General features: G+C 73.7%; 16 protein-coding genes. 4 read left to right on the top strand and 12 right to left on the bottom strand.

Going from position 1 to position 16,331, the window contains the following annotated elements; translation table 11 throughout:
• Positions 1-9: 9 nt before the first annotated feature.
• The 4 genes from AMK24_RS15765 to AMK24_RS15780 all read right to left on the bottom strand — a co-directional run bounded on the left by AMK24_RS15765 (position 10) and on the right by AMK24_RS15780 (position 3,822).
• A complete protein-coding gene (locus AMK24_RS15765; protein WP_073769372.1) occupies positions 10-1,005 on the bottom strand; it encodes a 2-hydroxyacid dehydrogenase in 996 nt (331 codons plus the stop codon).
• Positions 1,006-1,084: 79 nt separating this feature from the next.
• A complete protein-coding gene (locus AMK24_RS15770; protein WP_073769373.1) occupies positions 1,085-1,789 on the bottom strand; it encodes a response regulator in 705 nt (234 codons plus the stop codon).
• Complete coding sequence (gene macS / locus AMK24_RS15775) at positions 1,786-3,021, bottom strand: MacS family sensor histidine kinase (protein ID WP_073769374.1); 1,236 nt, start codon at positions 3,019-3,021, stop codon at positions 1,786-1,788. Before macS ends, AMK24_RS15770 begins: the two co-directional genes overlap by 4 nt.
• 30 nt (positions 3,022-3,051) lie before the next feature.
• Entirely contained in the window at positions 3,052-3,822 is a 771-nt protein-coding gene (locus AMK24_RS15780) for a lysophospholipid acyltransferase family protein (RefSeq protein ID WP_073769375.1), read from the bottom strand.
• A gap of 202 nt (positions 3,823-4,024) precedes the next feature.
• On the opposite strand from AMK24_RS15780, the gene AMK24_RS15785 reads away from it, so the two are divergent.
• Both AMK24_RS15785 and AMK24_RS15790 read left to right on the top strand, forming a co-directional pair.
• Positions 4,025-4,804 (top strand): alpha/beta hydrolase, encoded by a 780-nt coding sequence (locus AMK24_RS15785; RefSeq protein WP_073769376.1) that lies wholly within the window; start codon positions 4,025-4,027, stop codon positions 4,802-4,804.
• Positions 4,797-5,492 (top strand): hypothetical protein, encoded by a 696-nt coding sequence (locus tag AMK24_RS15790; protein ID WP_073769377.1) that lies wholly within the window; start codon positions 4,797-4,799, stop codon positions 5,490-5,492. The genes AMK24_RS15785 and AMK24_RS15790 overlap by 8 nt, the downstream gene beginning before the upstream one ends.
• On the opposite strand, the gene AMK24_RS15795 is transcribed toward AMK24_RS15790, so the two are convergent.
• From AMK24_RS15795 to AMK24_RS15820, 6 genes are all read right to left on the bottom strand, one after another.
• A complete protein-coding gene (locus tag AMK24_RS15795) occupies positions 5,493-6,248 on the bottom strand; it encodes an endonuclease/exonuclease/phosphatase family protein (RefSeq protein ID WP_073769378.1) in 756 nt (251 codons plus the stop codon). It lies immediately after the preceding gene.
• A 79-nt stretch (positions 6,249-6,327) separates the two neighbouring features.
• Positions 6,328-7,269 (bottom strand): ROK family glucokinase, encoded by a 942-nt coding sequence (locus AMK24_RS15800; RefSeq protein WP_073769379.1) that lies wholly within the window; start codon positions 7,267-7,269, stop codon positions 6,328-6,330.
• A 75-nt stretch (positions 7,270-7,344) separates the two neighbouring features.
• Positions 7,345-7,812: a DUF5304 domain-containing protein gene (locus tag AMK24_RS15805; protein WP_073769380.1), complete on the bottom strand. Its 468-nt coding sequence runs from the start codon at positions 7,810-7,812 to the stop codon at positions 7,345-7,347.
• Positions 7,813-7,894: 82 nt separating this feature from the next.
• Positions 7,895-9,082, bottom strand: a complete 1,188-nt coding sequence (locus AMK24_RS15810; RefSeq protein ID WP_073769381.1) for an ArsA family ATPase — start codon at positions 9,080-9,082, stop codon at positions 7,895-7,897.
• 5 nt (positions 9,083-9,087) lie between these two features.
• Positions 9,088-9,537: an SRPBCC family protein gene (locus AMK24_RS15815; protein WP_073769382.1), complete on the bottom strand. Its 450-nt coding sequence runs from the start codon at positions 9,535-9,537 to the stop codon at positions 9,088-9,090.
• Between the two features lie 109 nt (positions 9,538-9,646).
• A complete protein-coding gene (locus AMK24_RS15820; protein ID WP_073769383.1) occupies positions 9,647-10,453 on the bottom strand; it encodes a metallophosphoesterase family protein in 807 nt (268 codons plus the stop codon).
• Positions 10,454-10,733: 280 nt separating this feature from the next.
• Here AMK24_RS15820 and AMK24_RS15825 point away from each other — a divergent pair, with 280 nt between their 5' ends.
• A complete protein-coding gene (locus AMK24_RS15825; protein WP_073769384.1) occupies positions 10,734-12,530 on the top strand; it encodes an AMP-dependent synthetase/ligase in 1,797 nt (598 codons plus the stop codon).
• 66 nt (positions 12,531-12,596) lie between these two features.
• On the opposite strand, the gene AMK24_RS15830 is transcribed toward AMK24_RS15825, so the two are convergent.
• Entirely contained in the window at positions 12,597-13,739 is a 1,143-nt protein-coding gene (locus AMK24_RS15830; protein WP_073769587.1) for a glycosyltransferase family 4 protein, read from the bottom strand.
• A gap of 107 nt (positions 13,740-13,846) precedes the next feature.
• On the opposite strand from AMK24_RS15830, the gene AMK24_RS15835 reads away from it, so the two are divergent.
• Entirely contained in the window at positions 13,847-15,091 is a 1,245-nt protein-coding gene (locus tag AMK24_RS15835; protein ID WP_073769385.1) for a glycosyltransferase family 87 protein, read from the top strand.
• On the opposite strand, the gene AMK24_RS15840 is transcribed toward AMK24_RS15835, so the two are convergent.
• Complete coding sequence (locus AMK24_RS15840) at positions 15,067-16,323, bottom strand: hypothetical protein (protein ID WP_079190531.1); 1,257 nt, start codon at positions 16,321-16,323, stop codon at positions 15,067-15,069. The two genes, AMK24_RS15835 and AMK24_RS15840, sit on opposite strands and share 25 nt — an antisense overlap.
• Between the last annotated feature and the right edge of the window lie 8 nt (positions 16,324-16,331).

A 16,331-nucleotide genomic window follows, 5' to 3' on the forward strand; every position in this document is an offset into this window, starting at 1 on the left:
GGCCGGGCTTCACGCCCTCGGCACGAGGACGTTCTCGCTGTGGCGGCGGGCCAGGTGGTCGACGACGTTCGCGACGGTCGCGTCGATGATCTGGCCCACCGCGTCCTCGGTGTAGTACGCCTGGTGGGAGGTGACGACGACGTTGGGGAAGGTGACCAGCCGGGCGAGGGTGTCGTCGTCGATGCCCTCCAGGGACTTGTCGAGGAAGAACAGTCCCGCCTCCGCCTCGTACACGTCGAGTCCGACGCCGAGGAAGCGGCCCGCGCGGAGTTCGGCGACCAGGGCGGTGGTGTCGACGAGGCCGCCGCGGCTGGTGTTGACGAGGATCGCGTCGTCCTTCATCGCCTTCAGAGCGGCCTCGTCGATGACGTGCCGGGTGGCGGGGAGCAGCGGTACGTGCAGGCTGAGCAGGTCGGCCTCGGCGAGCAGCCGCTCCTTCTCCACGTACTCCATGCCCAGCTCGACGCAGGCCGGGTTCCGGGCGACGTCCCAGCCGAGCAGCCTCATGCCGTAGCCGTGGGCGATCCGGGTGAACGCCTCACCGATCTTGCCGGTGCCGAGCACCCCGGCGGTCCGGCCGTGCATGTCCCGGCCGAGCAGCCCGTCGAGCCGGAAGTCGAAGTCCCGGGTGCGGCTCGCGGCGCGGATGACGCGCCGGTTGACGGCCATGGCGAGGGCCCAGGCGAACTCGGCGACCGAGTACGGCGAGTAGGACGAGACGCGGGCGACACGCAGGCCCAGCCGCTCGGCGACGTCCAGGTCGATGTTGTTGAAGCCGGTGGAGCGCTGGGCGATCATCTGCGTGCCGCCCGCGGCGAGCGTCTGGAGCACCGGGGCGCTCAGGTCGGCGTTGACGCTCGTGGAGATGATCTCGTAGCCGGCCGCGATGGGGGCGGTGTCCCGGTTGAGGAAGACGTCCAGGCAGCGGACCTCGTGGAGCCCAGCGAAGGCTTTCTCGATCAGGGGCTTCTCGTCGGACTGCACACCGAAGGCCAGGATTTCCACGGGGTCTCCCGATCCGGAACTGTTGGCGGGGCGGGGCCGTACACGCGCGAATATACGGCCCCGCCCCGGAACCCGCCGGTCAGACGTCGTCGAGACCGCTCTCGATGGCGTACCGCACCAGCTCCACCCGGTTGTGCAGCTGGAGCTTGCCGAGGGTGTTCTGCACGTGGTTCTGGACGGTGCGGTGGGAGATGACCAGGCGCTCGGCGATCTGCTTGTACGAGAGCCCCTTGGCGACCAGCCGCAGCACCTCGGTCTCCCGGTCGGTGAGCTGTGGGGCCTTGGGCTCGTCCGGCGCCGCGGGGGCGGGGTCGGAGGCGAGGCGGCGGTACTCGCCGAGGACGAGGCCCGCCAGGCCCGGGGTGAAGACGGGATCTCCGGCGGCGGTGGAGCGGACGGCCTCGATCAGCTCCTGGGTGGAAGCGGACTTCAGCAGGTAGCCGGTGGCCCCGGACTTCACCGCCTCCAGGACGTCGGCGTGCTCACCGCTGGCGGAGAGGACCAGGACCCGCAGGCCCGGGGCGGCGCCGACCAGCTTCTTGCAGACCTGGACGCCGGGCATGCCGGGCAGGTTCAGGTCGAGGACGAGGACGTCCGGGTCCACGGCCCCGGCCCGTCGGACGGCGCCCGGGCCGTCGCCGGCGGTGGCGACGACGTCGAAGCCGGCCTCGGCCAGGTCGCGGGCGACCGCGTCGCGCCACATCGGGTGGTCGTCGACGACCATGACCCTGATGGGCCGGCCGCCGTCCTCCCGCTGGTCCTGTGCTCTGTCGTGCGTACTCATCGGGCCGATCCTGCCTTCCCCCGGGAAACCCTCGGTGCTCTGGGAACCTTCAACTCGACCTCGCAGCCCTGCCCGGGCACCGAGATCAGCTCTGCCGTGCCGCCCAGGTCGCGCAGGCGGCCCCGGATGGAGAGCGCCACCCCGAGCCGCCCCTCGCCCTCCGCCTGGGCGAGCCTGCCCTCCGGGATGCCGGGACCGTCGTCCCGGACGGTGACGATCACCTCGTCCGGCTCGTCCTCCACCAGGATCCACGCCCGGGCGTCCGGGCCCGCGTGCACCCGTACGTTGTCCAGGGCGGCGCTGACGGCGGCGGCCAGCTCCCGGGCCTGGGCCGCGGGGAGCAGGACCGGGGCCCCCGGCTCGGCGAAGCTCGTCCGGGATCCGGCGTGCGGGGCGAGGAGGGCGCGCAGGTCGCGGTCCGCCTCCTCGCCGGGCGGGTCGTCGTCCACCTCGACCGTGCGGACCACCGCCCCCTCGGCGGCGTTCTCGGAGACCCGGGTGGGGGGCGTCAGACCGCTGGAGACCAGGGTGCGCAGGGCGACCTCCTGCTCCCCGGCGAGCCGGCCCAGCTCGGCCGCCTCGCCCCCGATCGCGGTACCCCGGCGCTGCACCATGGCGAGGACCTGGAGCACGCTGTCGTGGATGTCGCGGGCGAGCCGCTCGCGTTCGCGGGTGGCGGCCTCGATCTCCAGGGCGCGGGCCAGGGTGCGCTCACTGGCGCGGGCGACCTCGACGACGTATCCGATGGCGATGGAGGCGACCCAGACCAGCAGGACGTTGTGGAAGGTGTCCCGGCTGGGGTCGCCGCGCTGGATGATGTTGGCGACGGCGACGAACGTGGAGGCGAAGGCCGCCCACCGCCAGCCGCCCTTGAGGGCGAAGGCGAGGACCGAGCCGGCCGTCCAGATCGAGGGCAGCGTCGGCCCGTCGAACGTCTGGGAGTCCAGGTCGGCGAGCGGGGTGACCAGGATGCCGGCCAGCGCGACGACGAGGTCCGCTCCGAGGAAGCGCTTGGTGCAGGCGGCCGCGGAGCGGACCTTAGGCAGGGTGGCGAGCGTCCAGACGACGAGGAAGCCCAGGTAGGCCGCCGCCACCCAGGGCCGCTCGAACTTCTCCCGCGCGAAGGCGGCGAGCAGCACCGCGTAGACCGCGGTCCCCACGCGGTAGCCCGTCAGGGCGCGCCACAGCGGCAGCTCGACCGACATCCGTACGACCCGCTCACGCCTGGCCATGCCACACCCCCCGGAGGATGGACGACGCGGTTACGCGCCGGACCGTTCCGTGCCGTTTCCGTCGTTCGCGGCAGCCTGCTTCCGCTCCCGCTTGGCCTCCTCCGCCCTGGCCTTCGCCTCCTCGGCGATCTGGCGCTTGGCGGCGGTGGCGTAGACGTCGACGTACTCCTGGCCGGAAAGCTTCATGATCTCGTACATAACCTCGTCGGTCACCGAGCGCAGGATGAAGCGGTCGCCGTCCATGCCCTGGTAACGGCTGAAGTCGAGCGGCTTGCCGATCCTGATGCCGGGGCGCATCAGCTTGGGCATCACCTGGCCGGGCGGCTGGATCTTCTCGGTGTCGATCATGGCGACCGGGATGACGGGCGCTCCGGTGGCCAGCGCGACCCGGGCCAGGCCGCCGGGCTTGCCCCGGTAGAGACGGCCGTCGGGCGAGCGGGTGCCCTCGGGGTAGATGCCGAAGAGGCCGCCGCTCTCGACGACCTGGATGCCGGCCTTGATCGCCGCCTCGCCCGCGCCGCGCGCTCCGGAGCGGTCCACGGGGAGCTGGCCGACGCCCTTGAAGAAGGCGGCGGTGAGCTTGCCCTTGACCCCGGGGGCGGTGAAGTACTCGGCCTTGGCGATGAACGTGACCTTGCGGTCCAGCACGGCCGGCAGGAAGAACGAGTCGGAGAACGACAGGTGGTTGCTCGCGAGGATCGCCGGACCGCGCGCGGGAATGTTCTCCAGGCCCTCCACCCACGGCCGGAAGGCGAGCTTCAGGGAGCCGCCGATGGAGAACTTCATTGCGCCGTAGATCAACTCTGGTGCCTCCTGTGTGCTGTCCGTAGACCTTAGCCTGTGGGGCCGCCCCCTCCCCTGCCCGGCCCGGGGCCCGCCGGGCCCCGGGCGGAGCCGTGACGGCCCTGGTCGGTGTCGGTCCGGTCGCGTACGGTGAAGCCATCCGTCAAGCACTCCCCCGGGTGCGCCCTCCCCCGCCCCGCCCCACGAACAGGAGACCCCGGTGCCGGTCCTCCCTGGAGCCGAGCCGTTCCGCCACGAGGGCGGAGAGGTCGGCGTCCTCCTCTGCCATGGTTTCACCGGATCCCCGCAGTCGCTGCGCCCCTGGGCGGACTATCTCGCCGAGCGCGGGCTGACGGTCTCGCTGCCGCTGCTGCCGGGCCACGGCACCCGCTGGGAGGACATGGCGGTCACCGGCTGGCAGGACTGGTACGCGGAGGTGGACCGGGAGCTGCGGATCCTCGCGGAGAAGTGCGAGCGGGTCTTCGTCTTCGGCCTCTCCATGGGCGGGGCGCTGTCCCTGCGGCTCGCGGCCAAGCACGGCGACGCGGTCAGCGGGCTGGTGCTGGTCAACCCGGCCAACAAGGTGCACGGCCTCTCGGCGTACGCGCTGCCGGTCGCCCGCCATCTGGTGCGGACGACGAAGGGCGTGGCCGACGACATCGCGCTGCCCGGCTCGCACGAGGTGGGCTACACCAAGGTGCCGCTGCACGCCGCCCACTCGCTGCGGAGGTTCCTGGCGCTGGTCGACGGGGAGCTGCCCCAGGTGACCCAGCCGCTGGTCCTGCTGCACAGTCCGCAGGACCATGTCGTGCCGCCCGCCGACAGCGCGCGCGTCCTGAGCCGGATCTCGTCCACGGACGTCCAGGAGATCCTGCTGGAACAGAGCTACCACGTGGCGACGTTGGACCATGACGCGGAGCGGATCTTCGATGAGAGCTACCGGTTCATCGGCCGTCTCGCACCGAACGTCGGGATGAAGGGGAGCACGTCCGGTGGCTGAGCACGACGCGGAGCGCACGAGCGGGGACGAGGAGCGCGAACCGCGCCCCACGGAGCCGGCGGCCGTCCCGGAGGGGACGGCGAAGCCGGCCGGGGCCGAGGGAGCGGAGCAGGAGCGGGCGATCGACGAGGACGCGGCCTGGGCCGCGATCGTCGCGGGGTACGGGGAGGAGCCGCCGGACCCGCCGGGCGCCAAGCCGTTCAAGGCGGTCGAGGACCTGGCCCTGCCGGAGGACGGCCAGCGCAACACGGTGGATCCGGACGGTTCCGCCGGGAGCCCGGCGGACAAGGGGTCCGGCAAGGCGCCCCCGAAGCCGCCGGAGAAGAAGCCGCTGGGCAGTTCGGTGGTCTTCGCGCCCGGCGTCGCCGGTCCGCGCGACTACGAGCTGCCCGAGTCGAAGGACGACGGCGTCGACGACCCGGACGACGGGGACGAGGGCCACTTCGTGCCCCCGGAGCCGCCGCCGCTGCCGGAGGCCGACGTCACGGCGAAGTTCGCCTGGCTCGCGGTGATCGGCGGGCCGGTGCTGATGCTGGTCGCGGTGCTGTTCCGGTGGGAGATGACGTGGTGGCTCACCACGCTGTGCATCGGCGGCTTCCTCGGCGGTTTCGCCACCCTGGTGGCCCGGATGCCGCACGACGACGATGACGACACCTACGGCGACCCGGGGCGCGGCGCGGTCGTGTAGTCACCGCCCGGCGGGGACGCGGAGGGCGGCCAGGACCGGCAGGTGGTCCGTGGCCGCCCTCAGGTCGTCCTCGCTCACGCCGGGCAGCCCGGTCGGCGCCCCGCAGCCGAGCACCTCGACGCCCCGGGTCGCGAAGATCGCGTCGATGCGCTTGCGGGGCTCCCCGGACGGGAACGTCGGCTCCCCGCCCCACGGCGCGACGGCCCGGCAGTCCTGGAGAGGCCCGGCCAGATGCCGGAACGCCTTCCCGTCCGGGACGTCGTTGAGGTCGCCGCCCGCCACGGCGTGCTCCACGCCCATTGCGCCCAACCGCTCCAGCAGCAGGTCCGCCTGGGCCAGGCGTTCGTCGCGCTGGAGGCTCAGATGGCAGCTCAGCACCCCCAGCCGGGCCCCGGCGATCCGCACCACGGCGGTGGCGAAGCCCCGGCGGTGCAGGCCGGGGGTGAGCGGCAGCAGGACGTCCTCGGTGCGCTCGACAGCGACCCGCAGCGAGCACAACAGCAGGGGCCCGGCCGCGGTGGCCCCGCCGCTCAGCACCACCAGGCCGCTGCTCTTCGCGAGCCGGGCGGCGGCCTTGCGCCAGCGGAAGAAGCGCGGGGCCTCCTGGACGAGGACCAGATCGGGGGCGCAGGCGCGGATGACCCGGGCCAGGGCCGCGGTGTCGTCGTGCAGCGAGCGGACGTTGTAGCTCAGCACGCGGATGACGGCTGAACCGTCCGCCTCGGTACGGGGATCGGGCAGGGGCGTCAGGACCATGCGGGCCACGATACGACGGACGCCCGCCGCGGCCCCGGAGGGCGGCGGCGGGCGTCGGTGCGTCGTGCGAGAGGTGCGATCAGCCCTGGCGGGCGAGGTCGGCCGCGCCCACGAGCCCTGCCTTGCCGCCGAGTTGGGCGGCGAGCACCTGGGCGTGCGGACGCCATTCGCCGCCGATCAGCCAGCGCCGGAACGACTTGCGGATCGGGTCGAGGACCAGTTCGCCCTCGTCCGAGACGCCGCCGCCGACGATGAACGCGGAGGGGTCGAACAGCGAGGCGAGGTCGGCCAGTCCGGCGCCGGCCCAGCGGGCCAGTTCGCGGAAGGAGTCGATGGCCACCGGGTCGCCCTGGCGGGCGGCCTCGCTGATGTGCTTGCCCTCGATGCCGTCCACCGAGCCGTCGCCGAGGCCGAGCAGCACGGTGGCGTTCTCGGGGGTGGCGTTGGCGCGCTGCTTCGCGTACCGGACCAGGGCGCGGCCGGAGGCGTACTGCTCCCAGCAGCCCTGGCTGCCGCAGCCGCAGAGCAGACCGTCCGGGACGACCCGGATGTGGCCGAACTCGGCGGCTACGCCGAAGCGTCCGCGGCGCAGCTTGTTGCCGATGATGATGCCGCCGCCCAGGCCGGTGCCGAGCGTGATGCAGATGACGTCCTCGTGGCCCTGACCGGCCCCGAAGCGGTATTCGCCCCAGGCCGCGGCGTTGGCGTCGTTCTCCACGACGACGGGCAGGCCGACGCGCTGTTCGACCTTGTCCTTGAGCGGCTCGTGGCGCCAGTCGATGTTGGGTGCGAACAGGACGGTGGCGCGCTTGTCGTCGACGTAGCCGGCGGCGCCGATGCCGACGGCCTCCACCTCGTGGCCCTCGCTCGCTCCGGCGACCGCCGCGCAGATCGCGTCGACGATGCCTTCGGCCGTCGGCGGGGTCGCCACCTTGAACGTCGAGAGGATCCGGCCCTCTTCGTCGACCACTCCAGCCGCGATCTTCGTGCCGCCGATATCGACGCCGATGGTGAGTCCCATGAATCCCTCAGTTCCGGTCGAGCCCCGCTAGGGCCAACCGTACCCGAGGCCGGGCCCCGGACCGGCCGGAGCCGGTCAGTCCAGGTCGATGCGTTCGGGGCCGGAGGGGCCTTCGTCGCGGGGGCCGGCGGGCCTCTCCGCGGCCTTATCCGCCGGGTCGCCGCCCGACGCGCCCTCGGTGGTGCGGGTCCAGCGGCTCTCCTGGCCCCCGACCGCGGAGCGGTAGGCGGCGAGCAGTTCGCCGCCGGCGGCGGCGAGGTGGTCGAAGACCTGCGGGTTGCGTTCGATGACCGGTTCGACGGCGGACCTGGCCTGCCGGACGGCCTGCTGGAGGGCGCCCTGGGCGGCGATGCCGAGCAGCGGGGTCTGGAGCGAGGAGACCTTGTCGGCGACGGCGTCCACCAGCTTGCGCAGTTCCTCGGCGGCCGACCCGGGCGGGGGGCCGTACCGGGCGCGGCGGCGGGCCTGCTCGGCGGCGAGGTCCTCGGCGCAGGCGTCGGCCCACGCGTCGCCGTCGACAGGACGATCGGTGGCTTCACTCATGGCGGGCTCCTGCGGCGCGGGCGGCCGACGGTCGGCCTGCCGTTCACGTACCACCGACGTTACCCGAACGGTCCCACGGGGTTCAGGTGGTGCGCGGCCACAGCGCCGGATCGGGGGTGAACCGCACCCGCAGCACCCCGTCGGCCAGGGCCGCGCCGGAGACGGTGCACCGGCGCAGCGCGGAGGCGATCCGCACGATCCGGCGGAAGGGGCCGACGGTCAGGAGGAGTTCGTCGCCCCTGCGGACCAGGCGCAGGTCCTCCTTGGCGGCCCCGGGCAGGGGCAGGCACCAGGCGAGGACGGTGCCCCCGCCCTCGGCGGCCGGCTCCTCCTCGGTCCACCACGGGTCGCCGGCGGGGCCCGGCGTCCGCTCGTCGGGGGCGGGGACCCGCAGCGCGGCCAGGTCGTCCGGGCCGTGCGGGTCGCGGCCCAGGTGGGCGGCCTCGTGCACGGGAAGGTCCGGGGCCAGGTCCTGCCGCCAGCGGTCGAGGCACTTCTCCTGCTGGGCGGCGAGCCCGGCGAACCAGGGGTCCGCGGAGTGGCGGGGCAGGACGCGGGAGGCGACCAGCAGGTCGGTGCGGAGCCCGTACAGGGCGAGGCCGGTGCGGGCGGTGCGCAGGGCGTCCTCGGCGGCCGGGCCCGGCTCCGCGACCAGCCGGAGGGTGGTGGCCCCGTCCTCGATCAGGGCCTGTACGGCGGCCAGCTCGGCGTCCTTGCGGGCGGCGGCCTCGTACAGCCACCGGGCGGGCATCGGAACCCCGGCGAGCTGGGCGAGGACCGGGCGCAGGGCACGGGCGGCCTGGCGTTCGGCGGGGAGGAGGCGGCGCAGGTAGCGGCGGAGTTGTTCCGGGAGGGCGAGCAGGGCCAGGGCCTCGGCCAGCGGCGGGAGGTCGACGACGAGGGTGTCGTAGCCGGACCAGTCGCCCTCGGCGGCGCGGCGCAGGGTGTGCAGCAGGGCGAGCTGCGGGGAGCCGGGGAGTTCGGTCAGCTCCTCGCCGTCGAGCCGGCCCGCGCCGAGCAGGTCCAGGACGCCGGAGGCCCGGTTCTGGAGGTCGGCGAGTTCGGCGCGGAAGTGTTCGCCGGAGTCGATGCGGGCGTGGTCGAGCAGGTCGGTGACCCGGGCGGGTTCCGCGGCGGCGGGGAAGCCGGGTATGGCCTCGGCGGAGAGCAGCAGGGTGCGGGCGCCGTCCGCGGCGGCGGCCAGGGCGGTGGCCGCCGCCGCGGTGGTACGGCCCGCGCCGCCGGGGCCGGTGACCAGGACCGTGCGCACGGGGCTCAGGTCCCCGGGATGGACTCGACGCGCTTCTTCAGACCGGCGAGGGCGCGGTCGATGATGACCTTCTCGGCCTTGCGCTTGATCATGCCGAGCAGCGGGATCTTGACGTCGACGGCGAGCCGGTAGGTGACCTCGGTGCGCGCGCCGCCGGCGAGCGGGGTCAGGGCGTAGGTGCCGTCCAGGGAGCGCAGCATCTGGGACTTGACGAGACTCCAGCTGACCTCGTTCTCGCCGGTCCAGGTGTAGGAGAGGACGTGGTCGTCCTTGATCGCCCCGGCGTCCAGGACGAGGCGGACCCGCTCGGCGCGGCCCCGGTCGTCGGTGACGAGGACCTCGGCCTCCTTCACCTCGCCGGTCCACTCCGGGTAGCGGGCGAAGTCGGCGATCACGCCCATGACGTCGGCCGGCGCCGCCTCGATCGTGATGCTCGAGCTGGTGTGTTCAGCCATCGCCGTGGCCCTCCAGTGCGGTGTAACCGGTCCCGTTCGGCAGAGCTCTGCCGCTGTGCAGGCTATCGCGTGCCCGGGGCGCCGCGGGCCGCGGCCCGGCGGCCCGCGTTCACCAGCTGAGCGCCCAGGGCGTTCCGGTGGAGGCGAAGTGGCCGACGTTGACGCACTCGGTGGCGCCGATGCGCATCCGGCGGACCAACGGCTGGTGAACATGGCCGAAAAGCGCGTATCGGGGGCGGGTGGCGCGGATCGCCTCCAGCAGGGCGGGGCTGCCGCGTTCGAAGCGGCGGGCGACGGTGTCGTACGTCAGTTCGGGGACCTCGGGCGGGATGTGCGAGCAGAGGACGTCGACCTCGCCGAGCGCCTCGACCTTGGCAGCGTACTCCTCGTCGCTGATCTCGTACGGGGTGTTCATCGGGGTCTTGAGGCCGCCGCCGACGAAGCCGAAGACCCGGCCGCCGATCTCGACGCGTTCGCCGTCCAGCACGGTGGTGCCCGGACGGGCGTACTCGGGCCACAGGGCGGGGACGTCGACGTTGCCGTAGGTGGCGTACGTCGGAGCGGGGAAGGCCGCGAAGAGTTCGGCGTACTGCCTGCGCACCGCGCCGAGGATCTCCGCGTTGCGGTCGCGGCCCGCCCACAGCTCGCGGCCGAAGGCGCGGGCCTCGTCGTAGCGGCGGGCGGTGCGCAGGGCGACGATGCGGTCGGCGCTCTCCACGCCGAACAGGTCGGGGAAGATGCCGCGCGAGTGGTCCGCGTAGTCGAGGAAGAGCACCAGGTCGCCGAGGCAGATCAGGGCGTCGGCGCCGTCTCCCGCGCGGGCCAGGGCCTCGGTGTTTCCGTGCACGTCGCTGACCACGTGGATTCGGGTGGACCGGGCGGCCGGGCCCCCGTCGTCCGATTCGCTTCCTCGCATGGGATCACCCTAGGGGGCCGGTTCCCCGACTGGGTAGACCGTCCGGACCTGCGGTTACTTCCACGCCAGGACGGCGGTGGACTACTGTGCGCGGAAGGGCCATTTATATGTGTGATGCATAAGACATCTGGCCGGAACCCCCTATCCGGAACCACGTACCGGTGGGTAACGTCCGGGCAGTCCAGTCGTGCTCACCCCCGCTGAGCACCCGCCACTCCTGGACCGCAGCCGGTGCGTCACACAGAGCCGTGGCACCGGAGCCCGATGAGGAGCAGCAGTCTTGCGCGAGTTCAGCCTTCCGGCCCTGTACGAGGTCCCGACGGACGGCAACCTGACGGATCTCATCCGCCGCAATGCCGCTCAGCATCCCGATGTCGCGGTCATGAGCCGCAAGGTCGCCGGTGTCTGGACGGACGTCAGCGCCACCCGGTTCCTGGCCGAGGTGAGAGCCGCCGCCAAAGGGCTGATCGCCTCGGGCGTGCAGCCCGGCGACCGGGTCGCCCTGATGTCGCGCACCCGTTTCGAGTGGGTGCTGCTGGACTTCGCGATCTGGAGCGCGGGCGCGGTGACCGTGCCGGTGTACGAGACCAGCTCCCCCGAGCAGGTGCAGTGGATCCTGGGCGACTCCGGGGCGGTGGCGGTGCTCGTGGAGAGCGACGCGCACGCCGCCGCGGTGGCCTCCGTACAGGACGCGCTGCCGGATCTGGCGCATGTGTGGCAGATCGACGACGGCGCGGTGGAGGCGCTGGGCAGGGCGGGGGCCGAGGTCTCCGAGGAGACCAGCGACCTGCGGATGCGCAGCGCCAAGGCGGACGATCCGGCGACGATCGTCTACACCTCGGGTACCACGGGTCGCCCCAAGGGCTGTGTCCTCACCCACCGCAGCTTCTTCGCGGAGTGCGGCAACGTGGTGGAGCGGCTGAAGCCCCTCTTCCGCACGGGCGAGTGCTCGGTGCTGCTGTTCCTGCCCGCCGCGCACGTCTTCGGCCGGCTGGTCGAGGTGGCGTCGGTGATGGCGCCGATCAAGCTCGGCTGCGTCCCCGACATCAAGAACCTCACCGACGAACTGGCCGCGTTCCGGCCGACGCTGGTGCTGGGGGTGCCGCGGGTCTTCGAGAAGGTCTACAACGCGGCCCGCGCCAAGGCGCAGGCGGACGGCAAGGGCAAGATCTTCGACCGGGCCGCCGACACGGCGATCGCCTACAGCCGGGCGCTGAGCACCCCGCAGGGCCCGGCCCTGGGGCTGAGGCTCAAGCACAAGCTCTTCGACAAGCTGGTCTTCGGCAAGCTGCGCGCCGTCCTCGGCGGGCGCGGCGAGTACGCGATCTCCGGCGGCGCCCCGCTGGGCGAGCGGCTCGGCCACTTCTTCCGGGGCATCGGCTTCACCGTCCTGGAGGGCTACGGCCTGACCGAGTCGTGCGCGGCCACCGCGTTCAACCCCTGGGACCGGCCGAAGATCGGCACGGTCGGCCAGCCGCTGCCCGGTTCGGTGGTGCGGATCGCGGACGACGGCGAGGTGCTGCTCCACGGTGAGCACCTGTTCACCGGGTACTGGAACAACGAGGCGGCCTCCGCCGAGGCGCTGGCCGACGGCTGGTTCCACACCGGGGACATCGGCACGCTCGACGAGGACGGCTACCTCGCGATCACCGGCCGCAAGAAGGAGATCATCGTGACGGCGGGCGGCAAGAACGTCGCCCCCGCGGTGATCGAGGACCGCATCCGGGCGCACGCCCTGGTCGCGGAGTGCATGGTGGTCGGCGACGGCCGCCCGTTCGTCGGCGCGCTGGTCACGCTGGACGAGGAGTTCCTCGGCCGCTGGGCCGAGGAGCACGGCAAACCGGCCGGCTCCACGGCCCTGTCGCTGCGCGAGGACGCGGAGCTGCTGGCCGAGGTGCAGCGCGCGGTGGACGACGGGAACGCGGCGGTCTCCAAGGCCGAGTCGGTGCGCAAGTTCCGCATCCTGCCGACCCAGTTCACCGAGGAGGCGGGCCACATCACGCCGTCGCTGAAGCTGAAGCGGAACGTCGTGGCGAAGGACTTCGCCGACGAGGTGGAGTCGATCTACCGCGGCTGAGCGGTCTCCCGCGCACGAAGGGCCCGCGCCTGGTCGTCAGGCGCGGGCCCTTCGGCGTGCGTACGGTCACAGCAGGGTCGTGAGCTTCTCCGCCAGCAGGTCCCAGCGCCACTTCTCCTCGACCCAGGCCCGGCCGCGCTCCCCCATCCGCTGCCGCAGCTCCGGATCCCCGAGCAGCGTGACGATCCGGTCGGCGGCGTCCTCGGCGCTGCCGCCGCGCACCACCCACCCGGTCTCGCCGTCGAGCACCGCGTCCGGGGCGCCGCCGGAGTCGCCGGCCACCACGGGCAGCCCGGTCGCGGACGCCTCCAGGTAGACGATGCCGAGCCCCTCCACGTCGAGGCCGCCGCGCCGGGTCCGGCAGGGCATCGCGAAGACGTCCCCGGCCCCGTAGTGCGCGGGCAGCTCCGCCCAGGGCACCGGTCCGGTGAAGCGGACCGCGTCCCGCACCCCGGTCTCCACCGCGAGCCGCTCCAGGTCCTTGGCGTACGGCCCGCCGCCGACGATCAGGAGGACCGCGTCCGGGACCTGCGCGAGGATCGCGGGCATGGCCAGGATCAGCGTGTCCTGGCCCTTGCGCGGCACCAGCCGGGAGACGCAGACGACGACCGGGCGGTCCGAGAGGCCGAGGCGGGCCCGGACCCGGTCGCCGCCGGAAGCCGGGTGGAAGGTCTTCTCGTCGACGCCGGGCGGCAGTTGGACCATCCGGCCGGCCGCGTCCGGAGTGAGGGCGGCGGCGATCCGGGAGCGGGTGTACTCCCCCAGATAGGTGATCGTGTCCGTGCCCTCCCCGATCCTCCGCAGCAGGCTCCGGGAGGCGGGCAGCTGGGCCCAGCCGGCCTCGTGCCCGTGGGTGGTGGCCACCAGGCGGCGGGCGCCCGCGCGGCGCAGTGCCGGGGCCATCAGGCCGAGCGGGGCCGCCGCGCCGAACCAGACGGAGGTGCAGCCGTGTTCGCGCAGCAGGGCGGTGGCCCGGCGGGTGACGCGCGGGGTCGGCAGCAGCATCGTCGTACGGTCGCGGACCACGGTGAACGGCTGCTCGGCGTCGAAGGCGGCGGTGGCCGCCGCGCCCTCCTCGTCGCGTTTCCAGGTGGAGGCGTAGACGACGACGCGGTCGGGGTCCAGGCGCAGCGCCATGTTGTGCAGGAACGCCTGGATGCCGCCGGGGCGGGGCGGGAAGTCGTTGGTCACGATCAAGGTCTTGTCCATCGCCGCCGACAGTACCGAACGGCCGCGCTTCACCGCTCCCGCGGCCTCCCGGCGGCATCATGAGCGGCCGGGGGGGTGCCCGGGGACGAGCGACGACAGGTGCGGCGATGACGGGACGAACACCCACCGGCGCGGGACCGTGGCCGTACGCGGTCTGGGCGCTGACCCGGGCCTGGCTGCTGGCCTGCGTGTTCAAGGTGGTCACGGTGGCCGGCCCGGACGTCACCGTGGACGTCTCGGTGATCTACCGGGGCTGGTACGAGACCCTGCTGAGCGGCACGTACCCCCTGGACGACGTCACCTGGCAGTACCCGCCCGGCGCGGCCCTGGCGATCCTCTCCCCCGCCCTGCTGCCGTTCTGGGAGTACGCGACCGCGTTCTTCGTGGTGGTGCTGGTCTGCGACGCGCTGGTGCTGGGCCTGCTGCTGTACGCGGGGCGGCGGCCGGGCGGGCGGGCGGCGGGCGCCTGGGTGTGGGTGGCCGGGGTGCCGCTGCTGGGGCCCACGGTCTACGCCCGCTACGACCTGCTGGTGACGGCGGTCGCGGTGGCGGCGCTGCTGGCCGGGGTGCGCAGGCCCCGGGCGCTGGGGGTGCTGGCGGCGTTCGGGGCGCTGGTGAAGGGGTGGCCGGCGCTGCTGCTGGCCGGAGTGCGCAAGGGGCGGCCGACGCGGGCGGCCTGGACGTCGGCGGCGCTGGGCGCGGTGGGGCTCTCGGCGGCGTTCGCCCTGTGGATGCCGGGGGCGTTCGCGTTCCTGGCCTTCCAGCGGGACCGGGGCACCGAGGTCGAGTCGCTGGGGGCGCTGGTCTTCCATGTGGCGCGGCACTTCGGCTGGGAGGGGCGGGTGGAGCTGCGGTACGGCTCGATGGAGTTCCTCGGCCCGTACGTGGAGCCGGTGTCGACGCTGGCGCTGGGGCTCGCGGTCCTGGCGCTGGGCTGGCTGCTGCTGTGGCGGTGGCGGGCGCGGGTCTTCGCGGTGCGCACCCCGGCCGAGGCGGCGTTCACGGCGGTGCTGCTGTTCACGGTCACCAGCCGGGTCATCAGCCCGCAGTACGTGGTGTGGCTGGTCGGCCTCGCCGCGGTGTGCCTGGTGTTCCGGGGGGCGGCGATGACGCTTCCGGCCGTCCTGGTGGTGGTGTCGGCGGGGGTGACGCTGCTGGAGTTCCCGATCGGCTTCGGCCATGTGGTGGCGAGCGACGCGTGGGGCGTGGCGCTCCTCGTCGTACGCAACGGGCTGCTGGTGGCGGCCTCGTTGATCGCGGCGCGGCGGCTGTGGCGCTCGACGGTGCCGGGGAGGCCCCGTACGGCGGCGACCGCGGCGGCGGGGGGTCAGCCGAGCCGGGCGGCGAGGTAGTCGCGCCAGTCGGCGGTGAACTGTTCGAGGGTGGTGGCGAGCACCGACGTCATCCCCTGTTCCACCGCCCCCTCGCGCCCGTCGTGCGCGCCGACGGTCTCGTAGAAGGCGATCAGCTTCTCCTCGCCCCACCGCTCCGCGATCAGCTCGCAGGCCAGCCAGCCGCCCTCGTAGGCTCCGGCCAGCTCCGCGGGATCGCCGTCGAAGCCGAAGTCCCGGTCGGCGGGGAGCGCGGCGGGGGTCCGGCCGTCGCGGACGGCCGCGGCCAGCTCGGGGGCGGTCTCGTCGGCCGCGCGGTCCTCGTCCCGGTAGGCGGTCCAGTCCGCGAAGCCCTCGGAGAGCCAGACGGGGGTGGCCGTGGAGGTGCTGGTCCGGGTGGCGACGTGGGTCGTCTCATGGGTCAGGACGATCCGCTGCCCGAAGCTGCCCAGGGTGGCGTACGCCTGCGGGTTGACGATCACCCGGTCCGCGATGGCGGGGCGTTCGCCGGTGCCGCCGACCTCGCCGGTGGTGACGGCGGCGATGCCCCGGTAGCCGGCCTCCGGTGAGCCCAGGAGCTTCGCCATGGACTTCACGGAGTCCGGGACCAGGACCACGACCCGGCGGTTCCAGGGGCGTGGCCAGGCGTCCGAGACGGCGGGGACGGCGAGGTCCACGGTGTCGGCGATCTGCCGCAGCTCCTCCACGCCCCGGCCGACGCCCAGGACGATGCTGTGGGCCCCCTCGACGACCTCCACGTCCCCCTGCTGCCACAGCTGCCCGGAGGCGCCCTTGGCGGGCCGGTCGGCGGTGATGTACCAGCGGTCGCCGTCGCGCGTCAGCTCCAGGACGCGGCGGGTGGCCACCGGGGCGGTGTCGTACCCGGCGATCCGGTAGCGCAGCTCCACCTCGGCGGTGGCCCGCGGCCCGTCCTGCCGGGTGATGCCCTTGACGTCGTACGTCCAGGACTTCAGGGGGACGTCGGCGAGCCGGTCCAGCTCGGTGCGCTGGGCGGCCCGCAGCCCGGCGGCCTCCGGGGCGAGGGCGGCGAGGTAGCCGGCCCGGTCGTGGGCGAGGACGGCGGCGGCGCGGCGCTCCAGGGCGGCGTCGAGGACCCCGGGGGTGAGGGGGGCGTCCCGGTCGCCGGGGGACGCGCAGGCGGACGCGGCCAGGAGGGCGGCCAGCAGCGGGCCCGCCGCACGCCGACGCCTCCGGGCGCCTCCCCCGCGTGCGTCACGTCGTCCTACGGCCACCCGCCGAT

It is taken from the genome of Streptomyces sp. CB02366 (assembly GCF_001905905.1).
GTDB lineage: Bacteria > Actinomycetota > Actinomycetes > Streptomycetales > Streptomycetaceae > Streptomyces.

Excerpts from the sequence above, each read along its gene's own strand:
- AMK24_RS15795 (WP_073769378.1), bottom strand. The coding sequence starts at position 6,248 with ATGGTCCTGACGCCCCTGCCCGATCCCCGTACCGAGGCGGACGGTTCA.
- macS (WP_073769374.1), bottom strand. The coding sequence starts at position 3,021 with ATGGCCAGGCGTGAGCGGGTCGTACGGATGTCGGTCGAGCTGCCGCTG.
- AMK24_RS15830 (WP_073769587.1), bottom strand. The coding sequence starts at position 13,739 with ATGGACAAGACCTTGATCGTGACCAACGACTTCCCGCCCCGCCCCGGC.
- AMK24_RS15835 (WP_073769385.1), top strand. The coding sequence starts at position 13,847 with ATGACGGGACGAACACCCACCGGCGCGGGACCGTGGCCGTACGCGGTC.
- AMK24_RS15820 (WP_073769383.1), bottom strand. The coding sequence starts at position 10,453 with ATGCGAGGAAGCGAATCGGACGACGGGGGCCCGGCCGCCCGGTCCACC.
- AMK24_RS15770 (WP_073769373.1), bottom strand. The coding sequence starts at position 1,789 with ATGAGTACGCACGACAGAGCACAGGACCAGCGGGAGGACGGCGGCCGG.
- AMK24_RS15800 (WP_073769379.1), bottom strand. The coding sequence starts at position 7,269 with ATGGGACTCACCATCGGCGTCGATATCGGCGGCACGAAGATCGCGGCT.
- AMK24_RS15815 (WP_073769382.1), bottom strand. The coding sequence starts at position 9,537 with ATGGCTGAACACACCAGCTCGAGCATCACGATCGAGGCGGCGCCGGCC.
- AMK24_RS15805 (WP_073769380.1), bottom strand. The coding sequence starts at position 7,812 with ATGAGTGAAGCCACCGATCGTCCTGTCGACGGCGACGCGTGGGCCGAC.